The sequence below is a fragment of the Streptomyces sp. Ru72 genome, from assembly GCF_002920635.1.
Lineage (GTDB): Bacteria > Actinomycetota > Actinomycetes > Streptomycetales > Streptomycetaceae > Streptomyces.
On the sequence record NZ_PQSR01000086.1, the window covers coordinates 1 to 25,061 of the forward strand.

26 protein-coding genes and 2 pseudogenes are annotated in these 25,061 nt (G+C 71.6%); 16 read left to right on the forward strand and 12 right to left on the reverse strand.

Annotated elements, in window-relative coordinates:
* Window positions 1–123 precede the first annotated feature (123 nt).
* The gene (locus C3488_RS29770) at window positions 124–1,125 is read right to left on the reverse strand and encodes a 2-hydroxyacid dehydrogenase (RefSeq protein ID WP_103843989.1); all 1,002 of its coding nucleotides are present in this window, start codon (window positions 1,123–1,125) and stop codon (window positions 124–126) included.
* Window positions 1,122–2,291 (reverse strand): lactate 2-monooxygenase, encoded by a 1,170-nt coding sequence (locus C3488_RS29775; protein WP_103843990.1) that lies wholly within the window; start codon window positions 2,289–2,291, stop codon window positions 1,122–1,124. Before C3488_RS29775 ends, C3488_RS29770 begins: the two co-directional genes overlap by 4 nt.
* A 136-nt stretch (window positions 2,292–2,427) precedes the next feature.
* Here C3488_RS29775 and C3488_RS29780 point away from each other — a divergent pair, with 136 nt between their 5' ends.
* Complete coding sequence (locus tag C3488_RS29780; RefSeq protein WP_103843991.1) at window positions 2,428–3,597, forward strand: CdaR family transcriptional regulator; 1,170 nt, start codon at window positions 2,428–2,430, stop codon at window positions 3,595–3,597.
* Between the two features lie 234 nt (window positions 3,598–3,831).
* Entirely contained in the window at window positions 3,832–4,194 is a 363-nt protein-coding gene (locus C3488_RS29785) for a MerR family transcriptional regulator (protein ID WP_103843992.1), read from the forward strand.
* Here C3488_RS29785 and C3488_RS29790 read toward each other — a convergent pair.
* Window positions 4,158–4,577, reverse strand: a complete 420-nt coding sequence (locus tag C3488_RS29790; protein WP_258053757.1) for a hypothetical protein — start codon at window positions 4,575–4,577, stop codon at window positions 4,158–4,160. The two genes, C3488_RS29785 and C3488_RS29790, sit on opposite strands and share 37 nt — an antisense overlap.
* The gene (locus C3488_RS42760; protein ID WP_374955470.1) at window positions 4,526–4,780 is read right to left on the reverse strand and encodes an Hsp20 family protein; all 255 of its coding nucleotides are present in this window, start codon (window positions 4,778–4,780) and stop codon (window positions 4,526–4,528) included. The genes C3488_RS29790 and C3488_RS42760 overlap by 52 nt, the downstream gene beginning before the upstream one ends.
* A gap of 150 nt (window positions 4,781–4,930) precedes the next feature.
* Between C3488_RS42760 and C3488_RS29795 the strand changes: the two genes are divergently transcribed.
* The 4 genes from C3488_RS29795 (at window position 4,931) to C3488_RS29810 (ending at window position 8,553) form a co-directional block, all read left to right on the forward strand.
* The gene (locus tag C3488_RS29795) at window positions 4,931–5,290 is read left to right on the forward strand and encodes a J domain-containing protein (protein WP_103843993.1); all 360 of its coding nucleotides are present in this window, start codon (window positions 4,931–4,933) and stop codon (window positions 5,288–5,290) included.
* A gap of 38 nt (window positions 5,291–5,328) precedes the next feature.
* A complete protein-coding gene (gene dnaK / locus C3488_RS29800) occupies window positions 5,329–7,194 on the forward strand; it encodes a molecular chaperone DnaK (protein ID WP_103843994.1) in 1,866 nt (621 codons plus the stop codon).
* Between the two features lie 2 nt (window positions 7,195–7,196).
* Window positions 7,197–7,721, forward strand: coding sequence for a nucleotide exchange factor GrpE (gene grpE, locus C3488_RS29805; protein ID WP_103843995.1), 525 nt, complete (start codon window positions 7,197–7,199; stop codon window positions 7,719–7,721).
* A 397-nt stretch (window positions 7,722–8,118) separates the two neighbouring features.
* A complete protein-coding gene (locus C3488_RS29810; RefSeq protein WP_103843996.1) occupies window positions 8,119–8,553 on the forward strand; it encodes a protease inhibitor in 435 nt (144 codons plus the stop codon).
* Between the two features lie 139 nt (window positions 8,554–8,692).
* Here C3488_RS29810 and C3488_RS29815 read toward each other — a convergent pair whose 3' ends face one another.
* Both C3488_RS29815 and C3488_RS29820 read right to left on the reverse strand, forming a co-directional pair.
* Window positions 8,693–8,881 (reverse strand): hypothetical protein, encoded by a 189-nt coding sequence (locus tag C3488_RS29815; protein WP_103843997.1) that lies wholly within the window; start codon window positions 8,879–8,881, stop codon window positions 8,693–8,695.
* A gap of 75 nt (window positions 8,882–8,956) precedes the next feature.
* Window positions 8,957–11,194 (reverse strand): glycoside hydrolase family 3 N-terminal domain-containing protein, encoded by a 2,238-nt coding sequence (locus C3488_RS29820; RefSeq protein ID WP_103843998.1) that lies wholly within the window; start codon window positions 11,192–11,194, stop codon window positions 8,957–8,959.
* A 284-nt stretch (window positions 11,195–11,478) separates the two neighbouring features.
* On the opposite strand from C3488_RS29820, the gene C3488_RS29825 reads away from it, so the two are divergent.
* From C3488_RS29825 to C3488_RS29840, 4 genes are read left to right on the forward strand one after another with little or no spacing between them, the layout of a single operon-like run.
* On the forward strand, window positions 11,479–12,774 hold the full coding sequence (locus C3488_RS29825) for an extracellular solute-binding protein (protein WP_103844019.1): 1,296 nt from the start codon (window positions 11,479–11,481) through the stop codon (window positions 12,772–12,774).
* A gap of 6 nt (window positions 12,775–12,780) precedes the next feature.
* Window positions 12,781–13,779 (forward strand): carbohydrate ABC transporter permease, encoded by a 999-nt coding sequence (locus tag C3488_RS29830; RefSeq protein ID WP_103843999.1) that lies wholly within the window; start codon window positions 12,781–12,783, stop codon window positions 13,777–13,779.
* Entirely contained in the window at window positions 13,776–14,645 is an 870-nt protein-coding gene (locus C3488_RS29835) for a carbohydrate ABC transporter permease (RefSeq protein WP_103844000.1), read from the forward strand. Before C3488_RS29830 ends, C3488_RS29835 begins: the two co-directional genes overlap by 4 nt.
* Window positions 14,646–14,704: 59 nt before the next feature.
* Window positions 14,705–15,769: an endo-1,4-beta-xylanase gene (locus C3488_RS29840; RefSeq protein WP_103844001.1), complete on the forward strand. Its 1,065-nt coding sequence runs from the start codon at window positions 14,705–14,707 to the stop codon at window positions 15,767–15,769.
* 51 nt (window positions 15,770–15,820) lie between these two features.
* Here the strand turns inward: C3488_RS29840 and C3488_RS29845 are convergent, their stop codons facing one another.
* Window positions 15,821–16,873: a LacI family DNA-binding transcriptional regulator gene (locus C3488_RS29845; RefSeq protein ID WP_103844002.1), complete on the reverse strand. Its 1,053-nt coding sequence runs from the start codon at window positions 16,871–16,873 to the stop codon at window positions 15,821–15,823.
* Window positions 16,874–17,175: 302 nt separating this feature from the next.
* Here C3488_RS29845 and C3488_RS29850 point away from each other — a divergent pair, with 302 nt between their 5' ends.
* The gene (locus C3488_RS29850; RefSeq protein ID WP_103844003.1) at window positions 17,176–18,039 is read left to right on the forward strand and encodes a Cof-type HAD-IIB family hydrolase; all 864 of its coding nucleotides are present in this window, start codon (window positions 17,176–17,178) and stop codon (window positions 18,037–18,039) included.
* Window positions 18,040–18,042: 3 nt separating this feature from the next.
* On the opposite strand, the gene C3488_RS29855 is transcribed toward C3488_RS29850, so the two are convergent.
* Entirely contained in the window at window positions 18,043–19,047 is a 1,005-nt protein-coding gene (locus C3488_RS29855; protein WP_103844004.1) for a zinc-binding alcohol dehydrogenase family protein, read from the reverse strand.
* Window positions 19,048–19,203: 156 nt separating this feature from the next.
* Between C3488_RS29855 and C3488_RS29860 the strand changes: the two genes are divergently transcribed.
* A complete protein-coding gene (locus C3488_RS29860; protein WP_103844005.1) occupies window positions 19,204–19,893 on the forward strand; it encodes a ribonuclease H in 690 nt (229 codons plus the stop codon).
* Window positions 19,894–19,950: 57 nt separating this feature from the next.
* Window positions 19,951–20,385, forward strand: coding sequence for a PPOX class F420-dependent oxidoreductase (locus C3488_RS29865; RefSeq protein WP_103844006.1), 435 nt, complete (start codon window positions 19,951–19,953; stop codon window positions 20,383–20,385).
* Window positions 20,386–20,479: 94 nt separating this feature from the next.
* On the opposite strand, the gene C3488_RS29870 is transcribed toward C3488_RS29865, so the two are convergent.
* Window positions 20,480–21,304, reverse strand: a complete 825-nt coding sequence (locus tag C3488_RS29870) for a tyrosinase family protein (protein ID WP_103844007.1) — start codon at window positions 21,302–21,304, stop codon at window positions 20,480–20,482.
* 36 nt (window positions 21,305–21,340) lie between these two features.
* Window positions 21,341–21,709, reverse strand: coding sequence for a tyrosinase family oxidase copper chaperone (locus C3488_RS29875; protein ID WP_103844008.1), 369 nt, complete (start codon window positions 21,707–21,709; stop codon window positions 21,341–21,343).
* 447 nt (window positions 21,710–22,156) lie between these two features.
* Between C3488_RS29875 and C3488_RS29880 the strand changes: the two are divergent.
* Together C3488_RS29880 and C3488_RS29885 are read left to right on the forward strand one after the other, a co-directional pair.
* Window positions 22,157–22,330: pseudogene (locus C3488_RS29880) on the forward strand (MFS transporter); the annotation flags it as partial.
* Window positions 22,331–22,457: 127 nt separating this feature from the next.
* Window positions 22,458–22,688 (forward strand): annotated as a pseudogene (locus tag C3488_RS29885) (TetR/AcrR family transcriptional regulator); the annotation flags it as partial.
* Between the two features lie 5 nt (window positions 22,689–22,693).
* On the opposite strand, the gene C3488_RS29890 reads toward C3488_RS29885, so the two are convergent.
* On the reverse strand, window positions 22,694–23,320 hold the full coding sequence (locus tag C3488_RS29890) for an alpha-ketoglutarate-dependent dioxygenase AlkB (RefSeq protein ID WP_103844009.1): 627 nt from the start codon (window positions 23,318–23,320) through the stop codon (window positions 22,694–22,696).
* 108 nt (window positions 23,321–23,428) lie between these two features.
* Complete coding sequence (locus C3488_RS29895; protein ID WP_103844010.1) at window positions 23,429–24,100, reverse strand: AIM24 family protein; 672 nt, start codon at window positions 24,098–24,100, stop codon at window positions 23,429–23,431.
* Window positions 24,101–24,246: 146 nt separating this feature from the next.
* Between C3488_RS29895 and C3488_RS29900 the strand changes: the two genes are divergently transcribed.
* The gene (locus C3488_RS29900) at window positions 24,247–24,999 is read left to right on the forward strand and encodes a L,D-transpeptidase family protein (RefSeq protein ID WP_103844011.1); all 753 of its coding nucleotides are present in this window, start codon (window positions 24,247–24,249) and stop codon (window positions 24,997–24,999) included.
* Window positions 25,000–25,061 lie beyond the last annotated feature (62 nt).

Below are 25,061 nucleotides of genomic sequence, written 5' to 3' on the forward strand. Positions count from 1 at the left end.
TCTTCCGTCAGGAGCCCCGGTCCGCCGCGTGAACGAAAGCGGCTCGGATCGTCCTGGAACGGTCCGAGCCGCCCGGCGGGCCTCCATGCCCCACGGAGGCACCAGGCGCGTGGGCCCTGACCGTCAGGTGACGATGTCCCGGAGCTCCTCGCCGGCCATGAAGTCCGAGGCGTTGCGGACCGCCGCCAGCGCGATCCGTACCAGCGTCTCCCGGGTGACACCGGCGACATGCGGTGACAGCACCACGTTCGGCGCCTTCAGCAACCTCAGATCCGGGGTGGGGGGTTCGGGATCGAAGACGTCTATCCCCGCCCCGGCCAGCGTGCCCGTCTCCAGCGCGTCCGCCAGCGCGTCCTGGTCGATCAGGGCGCCCCGCGCCGTGTTGATCACGAACGCGGTGGGCTTCAGCAGTGCGAGGCGCTCCGCGTTCAGCAGATGCCGGGTCGCTTCGGTGAGGGGCGCGTGCAGCGTGACGTAATCGGAGGTGCGCAGCAGTTCGTCGAGGCCCGCGTACCGGGCCCCGAGCCGTGCCTCCGTCTCCGCGTCCACCGGCTCCGGGCCCGCGTACACGATCGACATGTCGAACGCGGCCGCCCGGCGCGCCACCTCCCGGCCGATGTGGCCGAGCCCGACGATGCCGAGTGTCTTGCCGGACAGCTCCGTGATCGACTGCTGCAGCCGGGGCAGCGCCCAGTCGGCGTCGACGAGCGCGGTGTGCGCCGGGACCAGCTGCTTGGCCAGGGCGAGCATGAGCGCGAAGGTCTGCTCGGCCACGTTCTGCTTCTCGGCGCCGCTCGAGCCGATGTTGCAGACCGGGATGTTCCGGGAGCGCGCGGCGTCCAGGTCGACGTAGTCGAAGCCGTGACTCGCACACTGGATCAGCCTCAACTCCGGCGCGACTGCGATGTGTTCCGCGGTGACCGGGCCGAGCCCGGTGACGATGACCTGGGCGTCGCGCAGGGCCGCCGGATCCTCGTCGGTCCTCTCCACCACGGTCACCCGGGCCTCGCCGGGGAAGACGGCGGCGAGCGCGGCCCCCGCCTGCCGCCCGCCGACGTGCGGTGGGACGACGGCCAGGACGTCGGTGCCGTCGGTGCCGTCGGTGCTGTCGGTCGTGTGGCTCATGGGGTTTCCTCGATCAGGTCGGCGGGGCCGAGCGTGGCGGGGCGGGCGTGCCCGGAGAGGGCGAGGGTGAGGTCGAACTCGGCGAGCAGAGAGCGGATCACGTGCTCGACGCCCGCCTGGCCGTCGAGCCCCAGACCGTAGGCGTACGGCCGTCCCACGAGCACCGCCCGCGCGCCCAGCGCGAGCGCCTTGAACACGTCGTCGCCCGTGCGGATCCCGCTGTCGAACAGCACGGTCAGCCGGTCCCCGGCCGCCTCCACCACCCGCGGCAGCGCGTCCGCGGCGGCCACGGACCCGGCCACCTGCCGACCGCCGTGGTTGGAGACCACCACCCCGTCCATCCCGGCGTCGGCGGCCGCGCGGGCGTCGTCGGGATGCAGGATGCCCTTCAGGACGATCGGACCGTCCCAGTGCTCCCGCAGGAACGCCAGGTCCGGCCAGGTCTTTCCAGGATCCGCGAACATGTTCACGAAGTGCAGCACGGCCGCGTCGGGGTCCTCGTGCACCGGCTTCGCCAGACCCGCCTGGAACGCCGGGTCGGAGAAGTAGTTGGCGGTGCCCACCCCGTGCAGGAACGGCAGATACGCCTGGTCGAGGTCGCGGGGCCGCCAGGCCAGCAGCGGGGTGTCCAGCGTGACGAACAGCGCCGTGAACCCGGCCGCCCTCGCCCGGGCGAGGAAACTGCGGGTGACCTCGCGGTCCTTGGCCCAGTACAGCTGGAACCACCGCTCACCGTCACCCGACGCCTCAGCGACCTGCTCCATCGGCGTGCTCGACGCCGAGGACAGGACGAACGGCATGCCCTGCGCCGCGGCGGCCCGCGCCGCCGCCGACTCGGCGTCCGGATGCATGATCGACAGCACACCGATCGGAGCCAGGGCCAGCGGAGCGGGCAGCCGCCGCCCCAGCACCTCCACGGACAGGTCGCGGTCGTGCACGTCCCGCAGCATGCGCGGCACGATCCGGCGCCGCTCGAGCGCGGACCGGTTCGCCCGGGCGGTGCTGCCGGTGCCCGCGCTGCCCGCCACATAGCCGACCGGGCCGGGACCGAGCCGCTGCTCGGTCAGCGCCTCCAGCCGGGTCAGATCGGTGGGCAGCCGCGGTACGGCGCCCGTCATGCCGTTGAGATAGATCTCGTACTGGAAGTCCGCCCAGTGCTTCGCCATCCCGTACGTCCCGCCTCTCGTCCCTGAGACCGCGTGGACCGCGTAGGGCGACCACGCGTTACGCCGATGATCCTGGCCACCGTGACAAGGTCCGTCCACCGTGGTGCGCACATCGCGCGGCTGGAATCATCACCCTGTGACAAACCAGCCACCCAAGGCCCGCGGCGCCGTCCGGGCGGAGATGGTCGCCGATCCGCGGGTCGTGGAGGCGATCGTCGCCGCCGTCCACGCGACGGTGCCGGTGTACGCCGCGCTCGACGACAGCCGGCTGCCGGAGGTCCGGGCCATCGCGGCCTGGGGCGTGGACCGGCTGCTGCACCTGTGGGCCACCGACGCCACCCTCGGACCGGCCGATCTGCGCCGCTTCCGCGGGATCGCGGCGGCCCGCGCGGCCGACGGCCGCCCCGTGCAGGCCGTACTGCGCGCCTACCGGGTGGCCGCGGCCGTCCTCACCGATGAGGTCGCCGCCCGCGGACGCGCTCTCACGGCGGTGGACGGCCTCGCCCTGGCCCGGGTCCTGCTGACGGCCCTGGACACCCTGTCGGAGGAGATGGCCACGGCGTACGCGGCGACCAGCGAGGACCTGGCCGGGGACCGGGACCGCGCGCTGCGGCTGCTGCTCGACGACCTGATCGCCGGCCGCCACGCCTCGGTGGGCGCGCTGACGGACCGCGCGGCCCGGCTCGGCGCCCAACTCCCCGACCCGTACTGCCTGCTGGTGGCCGAGCCCGCGGCGGGCGGCGGCCCCGACATGTCGTACGAGGCCGCCGCCGGACTCCTCGGTGCGCTCGGCGGCGGCGCCGGGGCGCTGTCGACGGTGCGCGGCTCCCGCGCGGTGCTGTTGCTGCCCGCCACGGCCGTCGGCCGGGCGCCGGCCCTCCTGGACGCCCGGGCTTGGCGTGGCTGCGCGATGACGGGCGAGGGGCTGGACCGTGTCGCCATCGCCCACCGACTGGCTGCCGACGCCCTCGACACGGCACCCGCCCACGCCCACCGGCCCGGCCGCGTCCTCAACGACGCCGACGCACACGTGCTGGCCCTGCTCGCCGGGCACCCGGCGGCCGCCCCGGACCACATCGCCCGTCTCGTCCTCGGCCCGCTCACCGACCCGGAACAACGCCACCTGCTCCAGGCCCTGACGGCGTACATCGACGCGGGCTCGGCCACCGCCGCCGCCCGCGCCCTCCACCTCCACCCGCAGTCCCTGCGCTACCGCCTGCGCCGGGTGCACACCCTGACGTCACGCGACCCACGCGACCCCTGGCAGCGGCTGACCCTGGACATCGCCCGCACCCTCAGGCCCTGAGAGGACTCACGCCCCGGCCCCGGCGTCCACCCGGGCCACCGCCCGGGCCGCTGCGCCGTCCGCGCCCGGCAGCTGCAGTGGAAAAGGAACACGTGCACCGGACGGCCCGCCGCCTGCGCGGCGACGACCGGGCGCAGGCCCGGTGCGACCCGATGGCCTCCACCCTGTTCTTGGGGGGAGAGGAAATCTGTAATCTGAGGTGGAGGTCGGGTCCGTCGCACCGAGGAGTCGAGGATGGCCCTCTCCATCGACGATGCCGATGCCGCCCTGTACACGATCGGCCAGGTCGCCGAGATGCTGGGCGTCCAGCCCGCCTTCCTGCGGCGGCTGGACGCCCACGGCATCGTGGTCCCGGCCCGCTCCACGGGCGGCCAGCGCCGCTACTCCCGGCGGGAGATCGACCGGGTCGCCGAGGTGATGGACCTGGTCGCGGAAGGGGTGACCCTCGCCGGGGTGCGGCGCGTCCTGACACTGCGCGAGCGGGTGGGGGTCCTGGAGGAGGACCTGGCCGCCGCGCGCGCCGCGGCGGCGCCGCCCGAGGAACGGAGCCGGGCGGACGGTCACCCGGACGAGTGCCCGGGAGCCGCCTCCGGCTGAGGATGGGCGTCGGCCGGCAGCAGCGGGGCGTCGTACCGCTCCGGGCGGTGGCTGCCGTCCCCGGGCACCGGGCTGCGCGGCGCGTCGGAGCCGCCGGGCAGCGGCACGGGGCGGCGCGCCACCAGACGGCCCACCCAGCGGCGCCCGCAGTGCACGCACGGCGGCGCACCCTCCAGTGTGTACGGAGAGGACACGGGGGTGTTGTCCCGGTAGAAGTACTCCCACTCGTCCCCGTGGCCGTCCATGGACCGCTGGACGTCGTAGTCGACGCTCCAGCGGTGCCAGCACGAGCCACAGGTGAACTCGACACGTTCGACGGCCAGTTCGGTGATCACACACACCACCTCCGGTCGGTCGGCCGGGATCGGACGGACGATCTCCACGGTGCCCGCCTGACGCACCGCGTGCCCGCGGTCGCCCGCCGCGCCCGGTGCCGCTCACGTGGCGATCTCCTGACGTCGGCGGGGTGAAACTCGGCGCCCACGGTCAGGACATCGCGCTCCACGTTCACGTCCACGGACTCCGGATCGACGCCCGGCGGATCGAAGCGGACGATGAAAGAGCCCTCGCTCCGGTGGGCGTCCACCGGTGCCTACGGACACCCGTATACCTCGCCGGGCCAGGCTTGACAAGAGGCGACTCAAGTTTTATCCAGACTAGTGAGGAAGTCAGGTGCAAACCCGCAGCCCGGAGGGGCGACCGCCGGGCCGCTCGCAGTCGGCGAGGAGGTGGGACGGTGGACACGCGGAGGGCCACCGGCGCAGCGCCGGACCCTTACGACGTCCTCGGGGTGGACCCGTCGGCCTCGCCCGAGCGGATCACCTCGGCGTACCGGCGCCTGGTGCGCCGACTGCACCCCGACACCCGGTCGGACGAGGTGACCGAGGAGGCGCTCGCGCGGGTGCTCGCCGCCTACGAGACGCTCCGTGACCCGGCCGCACGTGCGGCCCTGGACCGCCGGCGGCGCGCCACGCCCGCTGCCGCCCCGGCCCCGGTGCGTGGCGTCACAGCCGTCGTGACGACTGCCACGGGGTGGACCCCGGCACGAGCGCCCCTGCTGCGCGCGGGCCCGGTTCGGGTGGAACGGACCCTCTGACCCGCTGGAGGAAGACGGACGACGAGGAGGGAAGCCCCATGGCACGTCCGGTCGGTATCGACCTCGGCACCACGAACTCGGTGGTCGCGGTCCTCGAGGGCGGCGAGCCCACCGTCATCACGAACACCGAGGGCGCGCGGACCACTCCGTCGGTCGTGGCCTTCGCCAAGAACGGCGAGGTGCTGGTCGGCGAGGTGGCCAAGCGGCAGGCGGTGACCAACGTCGAGCGCACCGCGCGCTCCGTCAAACGCCACATGGACGACCAGAGCTGGCGCTTCCCGGAGAGCGGCACCATCGACGGCAAGCAGTACCGGGCCCAGGAGATCTCCGCGCGCGTGCTGCAGAAGCTGAAGCGGGACGCGGAGGCCTACCTCGGCGAGGACGTCACCGACGCGGTCATCACCGTGCCCGCGTACTTCGACGACACCCAACGGCAGGCCACCAAGGAGGCCGGGGAGATCGCGGGGCTCAACGTCCTGCGGATCATCAACGAGCCGACGGCGGCCGCGCTGGCCTACGGACTCGACAAGGAGAACGACCAGACGGTGCTCGTCTTCGACCTCGGCGGCGGCACCTTCGACGTGTCCCTGCTGGAGATGGGCGAGGGCGTGATCGAGGTCAAGGCCACCAACGGCGACACCCACCTGGGCGGCGACGACTGGGACCAGCGCATCGTCGACCACCTGGTCAAGCAGTTCAAGAACGCCTACGGCGTCGATCTGTCCAAGGACAAGATGGCGGTGCAGCGGCTGCGTGAGGCCGCCGAGAAGGCCAAGATCGAGCTGTCGAGTTCCTCCGAGACCACCATCAACCTGCCCTACATCACGGCTTCTTCGGAGGGTCCGCTGCACCTCGACGAGAAGCTGACGCGCGCCCAGCTCCAGCAGCTGACCGCCGATCTGCTGGAGCGCTGCAAGAGGCCGTTCCACCAGGCGATCAAGGACGCCGGAATCGAGCTGTCCGACATCGACCACGTGATCCTCGTGGGCGGTTCCACCCGGATGCCCGCGGTGACCGACCTGGTGCGGGAGCTGACCGGCAAGGAGCCGCACAAGGGCGTCAACCCGGACGAGGTCGTGGCCGTCGGCGCTTCGCTGCAGGCGGGTGTGCTCAAGGGTGAGGTCAAGGACGTCCTGCTGCTGGACGTCACGCCGCTGTCGCTGGGCATCGAGACCAAGGGCGGCATCATGACCAAGCTGATCGAGCGCAACACGACGATCCCGACGAAGCGTTCGGAGATCTTCACCACGGCTGAGGACAACCAGCCGTCCGTGCAGATCCAGGTCTTCCAGGGCGAGCGCGAGATCGCGGCGTACAACAAGAAGCTCGGCATGTTCGAGCTGACCGGTCTGCCGCCGGCCCCGCGTGGAGTGCCGCAGATCGAGGTGTCCTTCGACATCGACGCCAACGGCATCATGCACGTCACGGCGAAGGACCTCGGCACCGGCAAGGAGCAGAAGATGACCGTCACCGGCGGCTCCGCCCTGCCGAAGGACGACATCGACCGCATGGTCCGCGAGGCCGAGCAGCACGCCGAGGAGGACCGCAAGCGGCGCGAGGCCGCCGAGACCCGCAACCAGGGCGAGCAGCTCGTCTACCAGACGGAGAGGCTCATCGCCGACAACGCGGACCGGATCCCCGCGGACGCCAGGAGCGAGACGGAGAGTGCCGTCGCCGAACTGAAGGAGCAGCTCAAGGGTGACAACACCGCGGCGATCCGGCAGGCCATCGACAAGGCCGCCGCCGCGGCCCAGAAGATCGGCAGTGCCATGTACGACAAGGCGCGCGCCGAGGGCGGCACGACATCGGAGCAGGGTGCCGCGGCGGGTGGCGGCGCCAAGGCCGACGAGGAGGTCGTGGACGCCGAGATCGTGGACGACGACGACACGTCACGGGCGGGCTGACCATGGACCGGAGCCGGCCGCGGAGCACGGAGCTGCGGCGTCTGCTCGACGAGCGCACCGCCGACCTGCAGCGGGTGAAGGCCGAGTACGACAACTACCGCAAGCAGGTGCGGCGCGACCGCATGGCGGTGCGCGAGATCGCCGTCGAGAACGTCCTGCGCTCACTGCTGCCCGTGCTGGACGCCGTGGAGGCCGCCCGCAGGCAGGAGGCGATGACGCCGGGGCTCAAAGCCGTCGCGGAGGTCCTCGAGACCCAGCTGGGTTCGGTGGGTCTGCAGGCGTTCGGGGAGGAGGGCGAGCCCTTCGACCCGGAGTGGCACGAGGCGGTCACGCACGTGGTCGCCCCGGACGCCGAACACCTGATGTGCACGGAGATCCTGACGCCCGGCTACCGGGTCGGCGACCGCCTGCTGCGTCCGGCCCGCGTGACCGTCACGGGACCGCCGCCGTCCGGCGCGACCCGGGTGGAGGGGGGAAGAACGGGGGAGCGGGTCGGCACCGAACGGGGCGATCCCGCCGCAGGGTGACGCAGAAGTCCGTGGCGGAGGGGGCCACCCCGGCAGGACCCGGTGGGTTCGCGCCCCCTTTTGCGGGCCGACCGGCCGTTCTCCCCGACAGAAGACAGCGCTTGCTCGAGCCGATAAGCGGAATGTTTCAGGCCGATTGCCGAGGCGGGGGAATCCGGCCATCCGACCGATTCCAGCGACCCTCACCCGCTCAGTTTCCGTCTTTGAGCGGCCGAATTCTGTGACATCACGCCACTGATTCAATACTCAAAGTTACTGAAATGTGAGGGGTCGATGTGAGTTTCGTGTCAGGAGTCGGCAGACTCGCGCTCGCCGAACCGGCACCCGACCGGACGGCTCCGGCACAGGCCCGTCGGGGCCGTGCCGGCGACCCGACCCGAGCGGAAGGATGCACACAATGCCGAACACCGCGCGCTGGGCAGCGACCCTCACTCTGACGGCCACCGCCGTCTGCGGCCCCCTGACGGGGTCCGCGCTCGCCGCCCCGACCGCTGCCCCCGCGACCCTCTACGCCCCGTCGGCGCTCGTGCTGACCACGGGCCACGGTCAGCAGGCCGCCACCGCCACCCCCGAGCGCGCCGTCACCTTGAACTGCGCCCCGACCGCTTCCGGCAGTCATCCCGACGCCGCCGATGCCTGCGCCGAACTCCGCGCCGTCGGCGGTGACCTGGACGCCCTGTCGTACCAGGAGGGCGTGATGTGCACCAAGCTGTACAACCCGGTGGTCGTCACCGTGCAGGGCGTCTGGCAGGGCAAGCGCGTCGACTACCAGCGCACCTTCGCCAACGAGTGCGTCAAGAACTCCTACGGGACCGCCGTATTCGAGTTCTGAGAGACCGGGGTCGCGCGGACTGACGCGAGCATGGATCAAAGGCTCGTGACTGGGGAGTGCGAGCCCTGTCGCGACACGCCACGCGATCCCCCGCCGGGGGCCGGCCGGACAGAGTGGGGCTGCCGGCCGGCCCCCGGAATCACTCGGCCTCGACGGCCCAGCGGCCCACCTCCCGGTAAGCGGAGTCGTATACGGCCGACCCGTCTCCGGGTTTCATCTCGTAGTGCTTCAGGTTCCCGCCCCAGTACCGCAGGATCCGCCCCAGCTCCTCGGCGGCGTTCCCGCCCCAGCCGTTCTCGCCCATGTCGACCTCGAGGACGAACTTCACGCGGGCGCCTCCCTTTCCATGGTGACGATGTGGCCCCGCGGTCATCGTTCCACCCACATGGCCGGGACGGCTCGGCTATTTCACGCTGACCTCGCACCCGAACCGGCGGTCGTGCCCGACCACCCGCTTCTCGCCCGTCAGCGTCAACTCGACCGTGTGGCGGGTGTCCGTGCTGGAGGTGGCCAGGTCGATGAACAGGGGCCCCGGCTCGAGGATGCGTGAGCCGTCGGGGCCCGTGTACGCCGCCGCGTCGGCCGGCACCGTGACGTGGACCACCGCCGACTCCTGCGGCCGCAGCGGCACCCGCGCGTAACCGATCAGCCGCGTCACCGGTCGCGCCACCCGGGCCACGGGGGAGCGCAGATAGATCTGCACGACCTCCGTGCCGGCCCGTTCCCCGGTGTTGCGGACCGTGAGCCGCAGCGACGTCTCGCCGTCCGTGGCCGGAGCGGGGTCGTCGACCTGCGGCGCCTCCCAGTCGAACCGCGTGTACGACAGCCCGTGCCCGAACGGGAACAGTGGCGTCGGGTCGATGGAACTGGCACCACTCACCTGTCCCAGCGGCGGGGTGAGATACGTCCACGGCTGCCCACCGGGCTCCCGAGGCACGCTCACCGGCAGTCGTCCGGACGGGTTGACCCGGCCGGACAGCACGCCGGCGACGGCCCGGCCGCCCTCCTGACCGGGGAAGAACGCCTGTACCACGGCGGCCAGCCGGTCGGCCCAGCGGCCCAGCGCGTAGGGCCGCCCCGTCAGCAGGACCAGGACCACCGGAGTCCCGGTCTCCAGCAGGGTGTCCAGCAACTCGCCCTGACCGTCGGGGAGTCGCAGGTCGGGTGCGTCACAGCCCTCGCCCGACGTGCCGCGCCCGAACAGGCCGGAGCGGTCCCCGAGCACCGCCACGCACAGATCCGCCCCGGCGGGGTCGTCGACGAGCCGGGAACCCGGGAACTCGGCCGCCAGCGCCTCCCGTACGGTCGGCACCGTCACCCCCATCGGCACGTCCGGGTGTTCCACGCCGACGTGGCGCGGGAAGGCGTAGCAGCCCATCATCCCGGCCGGATCGTCGGCGAGCGGGCCCACGACGGCGAGCCGCCCCCCGTCGCCGAGCGGCAGGACACCGCCCGTGTTCGCCAGCAGAACCACCGACTCCTCGGCGACCCGCGCCGCCAGCTCACGCAGCCGGGGCGGATCCAGGTCGAGGACCGGTGGCGGCTGCGGTTCCCAGTCCGTGTCCAGCAGCCCGAGTTCGCACTTCTGGGTCAGCACCCGCAGCACGGCCCGGTCGACCGCAGGCTCCGGCGCCTCCCCGGAGCGGACCGCTTCGAGCAGGGGGGCGCCGAAGCAGCGCACGGCGGGCAGTTCCACGTCGACGCCCGCGGTCAGGGCCAGCGCGGCGGCCCCGCCCGGAGAGTCCGCCACGCGGTGGGCGGACTCGAGGAAGGACACGCCGAAGTAGTCGGAGACGACCGTGCCGTCGAACCCCCACGCCTCCCGCAGCAGTTCGGTCAGCAACGGGGTGTGGGCATGGGCGGGAAGCCCGTCCAGGTCGTTGTAGGCGGGCATCACCGACCGTGCCCCGCCCTCGCGCACCGCCATCTCGAACGGCGGCAGGATCACGTCCGCGAGCTCGCGCGGACCGATCGACACGGGCGCGTGGTTACGGGCGCCGCGTGAGGCGGAGTAGGCCGCGAAGTGCTTCAGCGTGGCGATGACCCCGGCCGACTGCAGGCCGCGTACATAGGCCGTACCGATGGTCCCGACCAGATACGGGTCCTCGCCGATCGACTCCTCGGTACGGCCCCAGCGGGGATCGCGCACCACGTCGAGCACGGGCGCGAGCCCCTGGTGGATGCCGGCTTCGCGCATGCCGTCCCCGATGCCTGCCGCCATCTCCGCGATGAGCGCGGGATCGAAGGACGCGCCCCACGCGAGCGGCGTCGGGAACACCGTGGCGCGCCAGGCGGTGAAGCCGGTCAGGCACTCCTCGTGGGCCAGTGCGGGGATGCCGAAGCGGTTCCCCGCCGTGACCCTGCGCTGGAGGTTCGCCAGACGCGCGGCACCCTTCTCCGGCTCCACCGGGACGGTGCCGAACGGGCGGGTCAGCTGGCCGAGTCCGTGGGGGAGCAGGGCGTCCAGGTCGACGTCCTCGGCCACCTCGTGCTGCAGCGGCGCCACGTCCTCGCCTTCGGCTGAGGTGCCGAGCCAGACGCTGTACAGCTGGGCCAGTCTCTCCTCCAGGGTCATCCGGGCCAGCAGATCGGCCGCGCGTACGGGAGCGGGCAGCGTCGTGTCCTGCCAGGGCTGGACCATGGAACTCCTTGATCCCAGGGGGGTTTCCGGAATCCGTCAGAAATTCTCGGACGGATGTGCTCGGAAATTACGGCGGGGTCCAAGGGCTGTCAACGCTTCCGCGGGCGTTCTGCGTTGGGTGAGAATTCGCGGCGTACAGGGGGTTGCCACGTTTCACGGGCTGTCTCTAGGGTGCGGCAGCAGTGCCATTTCCGGAGCGTTTCGGAAACTTTTCAGTCCCGGCTGTTGTGATCAACCCACCGGACGGACGTGGACCCTCCGTCCCGCACCCCGAGGAGCACATGATGGGCGACCCGGCTCTGTCCCGCCGCGGCTTCCTGGCCGCCTCCGCCGCCGCCGGCCTGGGCATGACGGCACTGAGCGCCTGCGGAGGCGGCGGCTCGGACGGAGGGTCGTCGGGGACGACCACGATCGAGTGGTGGAACATCACCACCACGGATCCCGCGAAGGGCGTCTGGGCCTCCCTGGCCCGGCAGTTCGAGGCGCAGAACCCGAAGGTGAGGATCAAGATCGTCGCGCTGGAGAACGAGGCGTACAAGTCGAAGATGACCGCGCTGACCGCCTCCGGGAAGCTTCCGGACATCTTCCACACCTGGGGCGGCGGCGTCCTCAAGCAGCAGGTCGACGCCGGACTGGTGGAGGACCTCACCGACGGCACCAAGGCGTGGAGCGGATCCCTGCTGTCGGTCGCGCAGCAGCCGTACCTGCTGGACGACAAGGCCTACGGCATCCCGTTCGACATGGGGATGGTCGGCTTCTGGTACAACAAGGCGCTCTTCAAGCGGGCCGGCATCAGCGCGCCCCCGACCACCTGGAGCGCCTTCCTCGACGCCGTGCGCAAGCTGAAGTCCGCCGGCATCACCCCCATCGCCCTGGCGGGCAAGGAGAAATGGCCCGGCATGTACTACTGGGCCTACCTGGCCATGCGCACCGCCGGTATCGACGCCCTCCAGAAGGCCAGTGAGAGCAAGGACTTCACCGGGGCCGGCTTCGTCGAGGCCGGGCGGCATCTGAAGGACCTGGTCCAACTGCAGCCCTTCCAGACGGGGTTCCTCGGCGCCGCCTACTCCACCCCCACCGGCCAGGCCGCGGCCGTCGGCAACGGCAAAGCGGCCATGGAGCTGATGGGCCAGTGGGCGCCCCAGACGGAGCAGAGCCAAGGCAAGGGCATCGGCAAGGACCTCGGCTTCTTCCCCTTCCCCGCGGTCGAGGGCGGGAAGGGCTCCCTCACCGAGGTCTTCGGTGGCGGCGGCGGCCACGCCGTACGCAAGGGCGCCCCGCAGGCCGCGATCGACTTCCTGAAGTTCTTCGCCTCCGCCGCCACCGACCGCACCCTGGTCACCAAGACCGGGGTCATCCCGGTGGTCACCGCGGCCGGGGACGCCCTGACCGATCCCAACCTCAAGGCGGTGAACCAGCAGTTGAAGAGCGCTACCGGCTTCCAGCTCTTCCTCGACCAGGCCTACGCGCCGGCCGTCGGCCAGGAGGTCAACGACAGCGTCGCCGCCCTCATCGCCGGCTCCAAGTCGCCCGAGCAGGTCACGCAGTCGATCACCAAGGTCGCGAAGGAAGAGCAGTAGCCTGCGATGACCTCCACCTATCTCCCGGACAAGCGGTCCGGCCCCGGTGTCGTCGCCCCGCCCCCTGCCGCCGCCGCGTCCCGCGGGCGGGCCCGGCGGCGCGCGCTGCACTGGCTCACCGCGGTCTCCTTCCAGCTGCCCGCCCTGCTGCTGTTCGGTGTACTGGTCCTGCTGCCGCTGCTGTTCGCCGTGTACGCCGCGTTCTTCCGCTGGGGCGGCTTCGGCATGCCCTCCGACTACGTCGGCGTCGACAACTTCACCCGGCTCTTCCAGGACCCCGTGTTCATCGGCGACCTGTGGCGCTGCCTGGTGCTCGTCGTCCTGTCGCTCGCGCTGCAACTGCCGTTCGCGCTCGCCATGGCCGTCCTGCTCAACCAGCGGCTGCGCGGCCGGGCCGTCTACCGGATGCTGTTCTTCGCCCCCTACGTGCTGTCCGAGGCCATCACCGGCGTGCTGTTCAGCATGCTCTTCGCCCCGGACGACGGACTCGCCGACCACCTGCTGAGCGACATCGGCCTCGGCGGTCTCGGCGGGAAGTGGTTCTCCGACCCCTCCACCGTCATGGCGACCCTGTTCCTCGTCATGATGTGGAAGTACTTCGGCTTCCACATGATGCTCTACCTGGCCGGACTGCAGGCCATCCCGGCCGAGCTGACCGAGGCGGCCCTGATCGACGGCGCGGGCCCCTGGCAGCGGTTCCGCAAGGTCACCCTGCCGCTGCTCGCCCCCACACTGCGCATCAGCGCGTTCCTGTCGGTCATCGGCTCCATCCAGCTGTTCGACCTGGTGTGGGTGGTCACCACGGGAGGCCCGGACCACCACTCGGAGACCATGGCCGTGACCATGTTCCAGTACGGCTTCAAGCGGTACCAGGTCGGCTACGCCAGCGCGATCAGCGTGGTCATGTTCGGCATCAGCCTCGTCTTCGCCCTCGCCTACCAGCGGTTCGTCCTGCGCCGCGACCTGGAAGGAGCAACCACCACGATGCGAGGAGACGGCGCATGACGCTGACCAAGGCCGGTCCCACCACCCGGAGGCCGCCCAAGGGCGCCACCCGGACGCGCACCCTGCCGATGCACGCCGTGCTCGTCGTCGTCGGCGCGGTGATGGCCGTGCCCGTGGTGTACGCGCTGCTGTCCGGCTTCAAGTCCACCGGCCAGCTCTCCCGCAACCCGATCGGGCTGCCCGACCCCTGGGTGACGTCCAACTACACCGGCATCCTCGGCTCGGGCTCGTTCTGGCGGATGGTCGGCAGCAGCACATTCATCGCTGTGGCGACGACCGTCCTCGTCGTCGCCGTCTCCGCGCTCGCCGCCTTCTCCTTCGCGCGGTTCTCCTTCCGCGGTCGCGAGGTGCTGTTCACGCTGTTCACGGTGGGGCTGATGTTCCCCTTCGCGGTGGCGGTCCTGCCCCTGTTCCTGCTGCTGCGCTCGATGGACCTGCTGGACAACCCGCTGGGCGTGATCCTGCCGCAGGCGGCCTTCGGACTGCCGATGACGATCGTCATCCTGCGCGGCTTCTTCCGGGAGATCCCGGGCGAACTGGAGGAGGCGGCCACCCTCGACGGCTGCGGCCCGTTCGGCTTCTTCTGGCGGGTGCTGCTGCCGATGGCGCGGCCCGCGCTCGGCACCGTCTCCGTCCTCGCCGTGGTCGGCAGCTGGAACAACTTCCTGCTGCCGCTGCTCGTCTTCAACGAGCCCAAGTGGTGGACCATCCCGGTCGGCGTCCAGCAGTTCCAGGGCCAGTACGCCGCGGACACCGCGCGCGTCTTCGCGTACCTCGTCCTGGCCATGGTCCCCGCCCTCGCCTTCTACGCGGTCGCCGAACGCCAGCTCGTCGGCGGCCTCGCCACGGGCGCGACCAAGGGATGACGCACCCGTCCCGAGACCGTACGGCTCAAGCACACACCTGACTGTGAGGAGTCGCCACCATGCGCACCACCGCCCCCTCCCGCACCCGGCTCAGACTGGCCGGCTCCCTCGCCGCGCTCCTCGTGGGCGTCGGCCTCGCCACCGGCCCGGCGGCCCAGGCGAAGGAGAAGCCGCCGACCCTGGCCGAACTCGCCCAGCGGCACGGCCGCTACTTCGGCAGTGCGACGGACAACCCCGAACTCACCGACGCCGCCTACACCGCGCTCCTCGGCAGCGAGTTCGACATGATCACCCCCGGCAACGGCATGAAGTGGTACGCCACCGAGCCCGAGCAGGGCGTCTTCGACTGGACCAAGGGCGACGAGATCGTGCATCTCGCCCGGAAGAACCACCAGCGCGTCCGCGCCCACACCCTCGTCTGGCACAGCCAGCTGCCCGACTGGCTCACCTCGCGCACGTGGACGCCCGACGAACTGCGCGCCGTGCTGAAGAAGCACATCACCACCGAGGTACGGCACTACCGCGGCAAGGTCTACTCCTGGGACGTCGTCAACGAGGCGTTCAACGAGGACGGCACCTATCGCGAGACCATCTGGTACAAGACGCTCGGCCCCGGCTACATCGCCGACGCGCTGCACTGGGCCCACCAGGCCGACCCGCACGCGAAGCTGTACCTCAACGACTACAACATCGAGGGCATCGGCCCGAAGAGCGACGCCTACTACCGACTCGCCCAGGATCTCAAGGCGCAGGGCGTCCCGCTCGACGGCATCGGCTTCCAGGCCCATCTCGCCCTCCAGTACGGCTATCCGTCCACGCTGGAGGACAACCTGCGCCGCTTCTCCCGGCTCGGCCTCGACACCGCGCTCACCGAGGTCGACGTCCGTATGCAACTGCCCGCCACCGACGAGAAGCTGGCCCAGCAGGCGACCTGGTACCGCGACCTGACCACGGCGTGCCTCGCGGTGCGGCGCTGCGTGGGCGTCACGGTGTGGGACTACACCGACAAGTACTCCTGGATCCCGGCGGTCTTCCCGGGCGAGGGCGCCGCCCTGCCGTGGGACGAGCTACTGCGGCCCAAACCGGCGTACTTCGCCCTGCGCGAGGCGCTGGGAGGGAAGTAAGGGCGTACCGCGTCGTGGCCCGGCGGTGCCCGCACCGCCGGGCCACGCGTGTCAGCCCACCTTCCGCGGCGGCGCCGTACTGGCCCGCACCACCAGCTCCGTGCCCAGCTCCACGCGCGGCGAGTCCGGCTGCTCGTCCTGGGCCAGCCGCAGCACCGTACGCACGGCCAGCTTGCCCATCTCCGCCAGGGGCTGGCGCACGGTGGTCAGTGGCGGAGCCGACCAGCGGACTTCCGGAAGGTCGTCGAAACCGACCACGCTCATGTCCTCCGGCACCCGCAGCCCGCGCCGCCGCAGCGCCTCGATCACGCCCAGCGCCATCTGGTCGCTCGCCGCGAAGATCGCGGTCGGCGGCTCCGGCAGGTCGAGGAGGGTGTTGCAGCCGGTGAACCCGGACTCGTGGTAGAAGTCGCCGGGCACGATGAGGGACTCGTCCACGGCGATCCCGGCGCCCTCCAGTGCCGCCCGGTAGCCGTCCAGCCGGGCCCGCGAGCACAGCAGCCGGGGCGGGCCCGCGACCAGGCCGATGCGGCGGTGCCCGAGGCTCAGCAGATGCTCGGTGGCCGCCATGCCGCCCGACCAGTTGGCCGCGCCGATGGTGGGCGCGTCAAGGGCGGGGGAGCCGGCCGGGTCGACGACCACGATCGGCACGCCCAGGATGCGCAGTTCCTCGTGCAGGACCGGCTCGAGCACCGAGGTGACGAGGATGACCCCGTCGGAGGCCCGCGCCCGCAGGTTCTGCATCCAGCCCCGGGCGTCGCCGGAGCGCCCGTGGATCGCCGACACAACCGTGCCCACCCCGGCGGCGTGGGCCACTTCCTCGACCCCCCGGATGATCTCCACCGCCCAGGGGCTGTCGAGGTCGTTGAAGACCAGGTCGAGCAGTGCGGCGCGGGTTCCCGCCGCTGAGGCGCGCTTGCGGTAGCCGTGCCGGCGAAGCAGGTCCTCGACCCGGGCGCGGGTCCCCGGCGCCACGTCGGAGCGTCCGTTGACGACACGGGACACGGTGGGCACCGAGACCCCCGCCTGCCGGGCGATCTCCGTGATCGTGACCTTGCCGCGCTCCTCGTGGGCCTCCTCCGCGTCGGCCTCGTGCGCTGCCACCTGCCCCACCTCCGTTGTCCGGGACGCACTCTCGAAACTTTGCAGAAGTCTTCCGGAAAAACAGCGGTCGTGTGAAGCCGTGTGAGAGGGACGTCCTGCGAGCCCGAGCCTAGAGCCTGGCTCGTTCGGTATACCGGCCGAGGTCGCGCCGGGCCGCCAACCCCCAGGACGCCCCCAGCACACCCTCGACCGCCTCGAAGAAGAGCGCCGACTATCATCAGGGGCCGTACGAGGCAACGGCGCCGAGGACACCAGACCCCCGGCCGAGTCCCCCTCCCTCGGCCTCACACAGAAAGCAGGACATGTCCGCCACGCCCGCTTGCCTCCTCACCGACCCCGAGCTGCCGAGCGACCCCGTCGACATCCGGCTCGTCGTGACCGACATGGACGGCACGCTCCTCGACGGCAGCGGACGCATCCCCGACGGTCTGTGGCCCCTCCTCGCCGAGCTGCGCCGCCGCGGCGTGCTGTTCAGCCCCGCCAGCGGCCGCCAGTACGCCACGCTCGCCCGGCAGTTCGCCGACGCGGACGACGGCATGGTGTTCGTCGCGGAGAACGGCACGTACGTCGTCCGCGACGGCGTGGAGCTCAGCTCCGACCCCCTCGACCCCGCGGTCGCCGCCCGCGCCATCGGGGTCACACGGCGGCTCGCGGCCGACGGCGTGGACGTCGGGGCGGTGCTGTGCGGGAAGAACTCCGCCTACGTCGAGCGCCCGGACGACGCCTTCATGGCGGAGGCAAGCAGGTACTACGCACTGCTGAAGCCCGTCGACGACCTCACCACCGTGGAGGACGAGTTCCTCAAGGTGGCCCTCTTCGACTTCGGCGCCGTCGAGCGCACCACCGCCCCCGCCCTGGAGCCGCTCACGGCCACCCATCAGGTCGTCGTCTCGGGCGAGCACTGGGTCGACATCATGAACCGCACCGCCAACAAGGGCGCCGCACTCCGCAGGCTCCAGCGCGACCTCGGCATCACTCCCGCGCAGACGCTGGCGTTCGGCGACTACCTCAACGACCTGGAGATGCTCGACGCCGCGGAGTGGTCCTTCGCCATGACCAACGCCCACCCGGACGTGGTCCGCCGCGCCCGCTACCTCGCGCCCCCCAACACCGAGAACGGCGTTCTGCGCACCATCACCCGCCTGATGCACCTGCCCACCGGCTGACGCTCAGAGGTCGTTCACCAGCACGGCCGCCCCGTCGAAGCGCCCGGCCTCCAGATCGCCGAGCGCCCGCTGCGCCTCGGACAGCGGGTACGGGTGCGTGGTCGCCCGTACGCCGTACCGGGCGGCGAGGTCCAGGAACTCCCGGCCGTCGTCGCGCGTGTTCGCGGTGACGCTGCGCAACTCCTTCTCGTAGAACAACTCGCTCTCGTAGCGCAGGGCCGGGACGTCGCTCAGATGGATGCCCGCGACCGCCAGCACCCCGCCCCGGTCCAGCGCCCGCAGCGCCACCGGGACGAGATCACCGGTCGGTGCGAACAGGATCGCCCCGTCCAGCGGCTCCGGCGGCGCGTCGTAGGCACCGCCCGCCGACGCACACCCGAGCTCGAGCGCGAGCCGTCGCGAGGCATCGTCCCGGGTCAGCACATGCACCGTGGCCCCCTGCGCCAGCGCGACCTGCGCACACAGGTGCGCGCTGCCGCCGAACCCGTACAGCCCGAGGTGCCCGCCCGGCGGCAGGGACGTCCGCAGCAGCGCCCGGTAGCCGATGATGCCCGCGCACAGCAGCGGCGCCAGGGCCACGTCGTCCACCGCCTCCGGCAGCCGGTAGGCGAAGGCGGCCGGCACGGTGGTGTACTCCGCGTAGCCGCCGTCGGCGTCCCAGCCGGTGTACTCCGAGGCCGGGCAGAGGTTCTCGGAGCCGCGCACGCAGTACCGGCACGTGCCGTCCGTGCGACGCAGCCACGCCACGCCCACCCGGTCGCCGCTCGCCCACCCGCTCACACCTCCGCCGATCCCGGCCACCACGCCCACCACCTCGTGCCCCGGCGTCACCCCCGGCCGCCGCACCGGCAGGTCACCCTCGGTCACGTGCAGATCCGTACGGCACACACCGCACGCCCGCACGTGGACCAGCAGCTCACCGGGGCCCGGCACCGGGGCCGGCCGCTCCACGAGAGCGAGCGGCTCCTGCTCGAGGGGCCCCGGCCGGTCCACCACCCATGCGCGCATCACGTGCCCGTCCCGTCCACGACTGCCTCCCTCCAGTGTCGCCATGCCGACGGTCCGGCGCGCGGCGCGGCCCCCGTGCCCGGGACGACCCGAGCGTGGACGCGTCCGGACAGTCGGGTGCCCGGCCCCGGACCGGGGCGGCGGCCCGGGCGTGGCATGATCAGGGGCATGCCTGAACGTGTTGTGGCCGCCTGCGACGGGGCTTCGAAGGGAAACCCGGGACCCGCCGGATGGGCCTGGGTCGTCGCCGACGTCGACGAGATCCCGAGCCGCTGGGAGGCCGGCCCGCTGGGCACCGCGACCAACAACGTCGCCGAACTCACCGCGCTCGAACGCTTGTTGAGCGCGGTGGACCCGGGCATCGCGCTGGAGATCCGTATGGACTCCCAGTACGCGATGAAGGCGGTCACCACCTGGCTGCCCGGCTGGAAGCGCAACGGCTGGAAGACCGCCGCCGGCAAGCCCGTCGCGAACCAGGCACTGGTCGTCCGCATCGACGAGCTGCTCGCGGGCCGCGAGGTGGAGTTCCGCTACGTGCCCGCCCACCAGGTCGGCGGCGACCGCCTCAACGACTTCGCGGACCGTGCAGCCAGCCAGGCGGCCACCGTGCAGAAGCCGGCGGGCAGCGCCCACGGCTCCCCGGAGCCGCCGCCGTCGCCCGAGCCGGCCACCGCCGCCCCGGCCCGCCGCGGTGCGCCCGCGCGCAAGCGGACCACCGCGCGCACGATCAAGGCGAAGTTCCCGGGCCGCTGCGTCTGCGGCCGCCCGTACGCGGCGGGCGAGCCCATCGCCAAGAACGCCCAGGGCTGGGGCCACCCGGAGTGCCGTACCGCCGGCGACACCTGAGGCGACTTTTCCCGGCTTCCGGACGCCCTCGCGCGCGCAGCGGTACGTTCCTGAGTCATGAACGGGAACGGCCGCCTGCCGGATGAGCTGCGTGAGCTGATCGAGTCCGGCCCCATGGCGCATCTGAGCACCATCAACCCGGACGGGAGCCCCCAGGTGACCGTCATCTGGATCGGACTGGACGGCGACGACATCGTCAGCGGCCATATGGCGCGGCACGTGAAGCTGCGCAACATCGAGCGGGACCCGCGGGTCGTGCTGTCCTTCGACGCCCCACGCGCGCCCGGGGTCTTCCTGAACGAGTACGCCGTACTGCGGGCGCGGGCCGCGGTGGAGCCGAGCGACGGCGCCTGGGACCTGCTCAACCGCCTCGCCAAGGTCTACATGGCCCCGGACGCCGAGTTCCCGGCACCCAGGGGACCCGGGTTCGTCGTGCGCTACACGATCGAGCGCGTCGGCGGCGTCGGGCCCTGGGCGTCGTCCTCGCACTGAAAGAGCCGGGCATCGCCGTCACGACCGGTGAAGGCCGGCTGTCCGCTGCCCGGCCTCAACCGGGAGTCGGCGGCGAACGCCCGGCCCCCGGCCGTCAGTCCGTGTCGAACGTGTAGTACGTCCTGTGGTCCAGCAGGTCGGCGGGGCGCACGTCGTTCCACGGCCTCATGGGCTCCTCCAGGTCGACGACGTCCGGGGTGCCGCCCGTGGGAAGGTAGCCGGAGTCGGGGTGGCGGCGCTGCCACTCGGCCCACAGCTTGTCGACGTAGGCGTGGTGCAGCCAGAAGACCGGGTCGTTGGGGGAGACCCCGGTGGCCATCTGACCGCCCACCCACACATGGACGCGGTTGTGCAGGTTGACGCCCCGCCATCCCTCGAGATGGTTGCGGAAGCCGTCCGACGCACTGTTCCAGGGCGCCTTGTCGTACGTGGACATCGAGAGCACGGAGTCGACCTCGGCTCGGGTCGGCAGGTCGCGTCCGCCACCGCCGAGCGAGCGCCGCAGATATGTGCGACCGTCCACGCGCACCGTGAGCGTCCAGTTGCCGGTGGACGCGGCGAACGGCCCGTCCATGACCCGTCCGTCCAGGGTGCGCCCGGTGCCGCCGAGGAAGTCCGGCGCCCACAGCGAGGCGCGCGGCGAGCGGTCGGCGGTCCAGTCCCAGTAGGGCAGGGCGACGGAGGAGTCGACGGATTGGAGCGCCCGCTCGAACTCGATCAGGAATCTGCGGTGCCAGGGCAGGAAGGACGGCGAGCGGTGCCCCGTCCGTGCCCCTGTGTCGGTGTCGCCCATGATGAAGGCATTGTGAGTGGTGACGAAGGTGTCGTAGCGGCCGCTGCGCTTGAGTTCCACGAGCGCGGCGACCAGCCGCCGCTTCTCGTCGGCCGTGAGGGTCGCCTGGTTCTTGCGTACGGTCATGTGCGTCAGGCTCCGAAAGGTACTGGGTGCGGGCGGTCAGGTGAGGGGGACGAGCGGGGCGCCCCGCAGTTCGACCACGGCTGCGCGCGCGGCGGCACGCGGGCTCGGCACCGGGTCGTAGTGGCTGACCACGCTGATCCAGCTGCCGTCCGCGTTGCGCATCACGTGCAGCTCGACCCCGTCGATGAACACGCCGTATCCCGCACCGTGGTGGTGGCCGCCGGCCAAGGGGCGCCCCTGTATCCGGCGGCCCAGGTAGACCTCGTCGAAGGCTCCCGGCGCGCCGTGGTCGTGGCTGTGGTCGTGCCTGTGGACCGGGGCCGCGGCCGACGGGGTGGGCAGGCCGGCGGTGGCGGCGACGGCGGCGCCTGCCGCGAGGGCGCGGCGGCGGGTGAGTCGGGGCATACGAATCCTCCGGGTCGAAGGGGATTGATGTGACGCGTCCTGCCTATCCGCCGCACGGTGAGCCCTGGAAATCGCCGGAAGGTGGTTGGCTACGATCAGGACAATTGCCGCCATGTCCTACAAAGTTGAACGAAGATGATCTTGCTGCGGCGGTTGATCGGGGGTCCGGCGGAACAGGAAATTCCGTCTTCTCCGGGGGGTTCGGAAGTGGATCTTTCTCTCCCGGCGGCCGTCTCGTGGCCCGGCTCACGCCCCACATGTGACGCGAACCGCCGCCCCCGGCAGGGCTGTTGGCGACCCGGGCGGCGTCATCGGCGAGGAACCCTCAAGTGAACAGCCGTTCACCCGCTACGGTGAATTACCATTCACCACCCATTCCCCCTGGTCGATCCACTGATCGGCCTGATCGGCCTGATCGGCCTGATCGGCCTGATCGGCGGCATCCTCATGGCCGTCATCCAGACGGTCGTCGTGTCCCTGCTGCCCGACCTGCCCCGGCTCACCGGCGCCTCCCCGGGCGCCGTGTGCTGGATGGTCACTGCCACACCGGTATCCGGAGCGGTGCTCGCCCCGGTGCTCGTGCGCGCCGGGACATGTACGGCAAGCGACGGGTGCTGCTGACCCGCGGCCCGCGGACCACCCTCGCCGTGGGCACGGCCGTGCTCACCCTCGGATACGCCGTACGCATCGCGGACAGCCGTCACCTGTGGATGATCATCGTGGGCGCGTCCGCCGTCGCCACCCGCACGGCGAGCAGGGCGGCATCCTGCGCGCCGACTTCCGCAGCCAGGCCGGCGACCGCCCCGCCGCGCGTCTGAGCGGTCCCGACGCGGGCCTGCGCGCCGAACTCGCGGTGAGCGCCCTGCTGGGCCTCGGCGTGATGTTCGGCATCGCGCGCGGCACCCGTCTGCGCGCGGGGGACCTCGACGACATCGTCGATCGCTGGGCACCGGCCGTGCAGGCGCAGCCGACCCGCTGATCCGGTCAGCCCACCCCGGCCGGCCGGAACTGGATGCTGATCCGGGGGCCGGTCGCCCGGCTGCTCTTCGGGATCGAGTGCTCCCACGTCCGCTGGCAGGAGCCGCCCATCACGATCAGGTCCCCGTGCCCGAGCGGACGCCGGACGGCCTGCCCGCCGCCGCGCGGCCGCAGCGCCAGATCACGCGGCACCCCCACGGACAGGATGGCGACCATGGTGTCCTCCCGTGCGCCCCGGCCGATGCGGTCCCCGTGCCAGGCGACGCTGTCCCGGCCGTCCCGGTAGTAGCAGAGACCGGCCGTCACGAAGGGTTCGCCGAGCTCCGTCGCGTAGTGCGCGGACAGGGCGTCGCGCGCATCCTCCAGGACAGGGTGCGGCAGCGGGTCCCCGGTGTGGTAGAAGGCCAGCAGCCGCGGCACGTCCACCGTGTGGTCGTACATGTGCCGCCGCTCCGCGCGCCAGGGCACCTCCTCGGCCAGCTGTACGAACAACGCGTCCGCCCCGCTGAGCCAGCCCGGCAGCACATCGATCCACGCCCCGGCGCCCAGGTGGGTCCGCCGCAGCCCGTCGAGCGGACCGAGCCGGATGTCGTCGGTCTGGTCGAACAGCGAGCCCTGGAGATGCGCGGCCATACAGGTAGCGTACCCCGTGATTCGAATGTATGTTCAGTCCCACCCCGGTGATGCGTGCGCCGGCCCGGCAGGGGCCCGGCTCGCTTCGCGGAGCGGGGCCTCTTTGTGTCAGTGCTCCTTCTGCGGAGTCAGCTCACTGGGCCGTACGACGACGTATCCCTCGCCCTCCAGCTTCAGCTGCACCGCTTCACCCGAACCGCCGCGCAGCATCGATCCGATGGACTGCGACCGGTGCAGCGAGGTGTGCAGCCGGGCCGTCCAGCCCACCACCGCGTCGGTGTCGACGAACACCGGCAGCTCGGGTGAGACGGGTATCACCAGCGGGTTGCCCTCGCAGATCAGGCCGAGCCGGCCGTGCCCGGTGAACAAGCTGTTGAACAGCCCGCCGCCGGCGATCCCGGCACCCTTCACCGTCTTGATCTCGTACGACAGGCTCGCGTCGAAGCAGAGCACGTTCCGCCCGTTGACGGTGAACTCGTCACCCGGCTCGACATCCACGATGAAGCAGTTCTGCGCCTCGTGCGCGAACCACGCCTCGCCGTGCCCGCGTACGGACATCAGCGGCAGCCCCTCGCCGGTGACCGCCCGCTTGAGCATTCCGCCGACGCCCTGACCCTTGCGTTCGAACCTCAGGTCGCCGCGGTAGGCGACCATCGAGCCCTGCCGCGCGAACATCTCGCCGCCGACGACGTACCGGATGGACTTGGCGTTCTGCAGGGACATGCCCGGAGCGGCGGCGGGCTGCACCATGTGGTCACTGGAAAAGAGATCACCCTTCATGCGGGCATCCTGTCCCGCACGGCTCCCCTCCGCCAAGAACGCGGCTGTTCTGAGACGGCAACAACTCATTGTTGATTTAGGAGCAGTTCGGTTCGGACCAGTCGCGTCCTGACCACTTCCTTACATGTTTCAGTCACTGTCGAAGCATGATCACAGCAATACGTGTACCGGCGGCCGTGCTCGCCGCCTCTCTGCTGGTGGCCGGGTGCCAGTCGGGCGGCGGAGCGGCACAGACACGCGCGGCGGTCGCCGCCGACGAGGCCAAGGGCACGCCCGCACCCCCGTCCTCGCCCGCGGCGACACCGGACGCCCTGGAGGAACTGCCCGGCCTCGGGCCCAGCACCCGGGCAGCGGTACCGTCGAACGCACGTCAGGTCGTCGTGGTGAGCGGGAAGGGCCGGAACTCCTCGGATTCCACCGCCGTGTTGTACGAGCGGACCCACTCGGGCTGGAAGGCCGACAAGCAGTGGCCCGCGCACAACGCCCTGAAGGGCTGGACCGACCACCACATGTCCGGTGACCTGCGCTCACCGATCGGCGTCTACGCCCTCACCGATGCCGGAGGGCGCCTGCCCGACCCCGGCACGCGGCTGCCGTACGACCACTCCCAGGGCTTCACCGCCCTCGGCACCGGCTTCGAGGGCGAGTCCCTCGCCGGCGCCTTCGACTACGTGGTGGCCATCGACTACAACCGCAAGCCGGGCACCTCACCGCGTGACTGGACCCGCCCGCTCGGGGGGACCCGGGGCGGAGGCATATGGTTCCACGTCGACCACGGCGGCCCCACCCACGGCTGCGTCACCCTGAAGGAGGCCGACATGAAGGCGCTGTTGCGCGCTCTGGACCCGGATCGGCACCCGGTGGTCGTGATGGGCGACGCCACGTCCCTGGCCCGCTGAACCGCCCCGCGGCCGGATACGCACACGGATGTCAGGAAGCCGTCAGCCTGAGGGAAGGACCT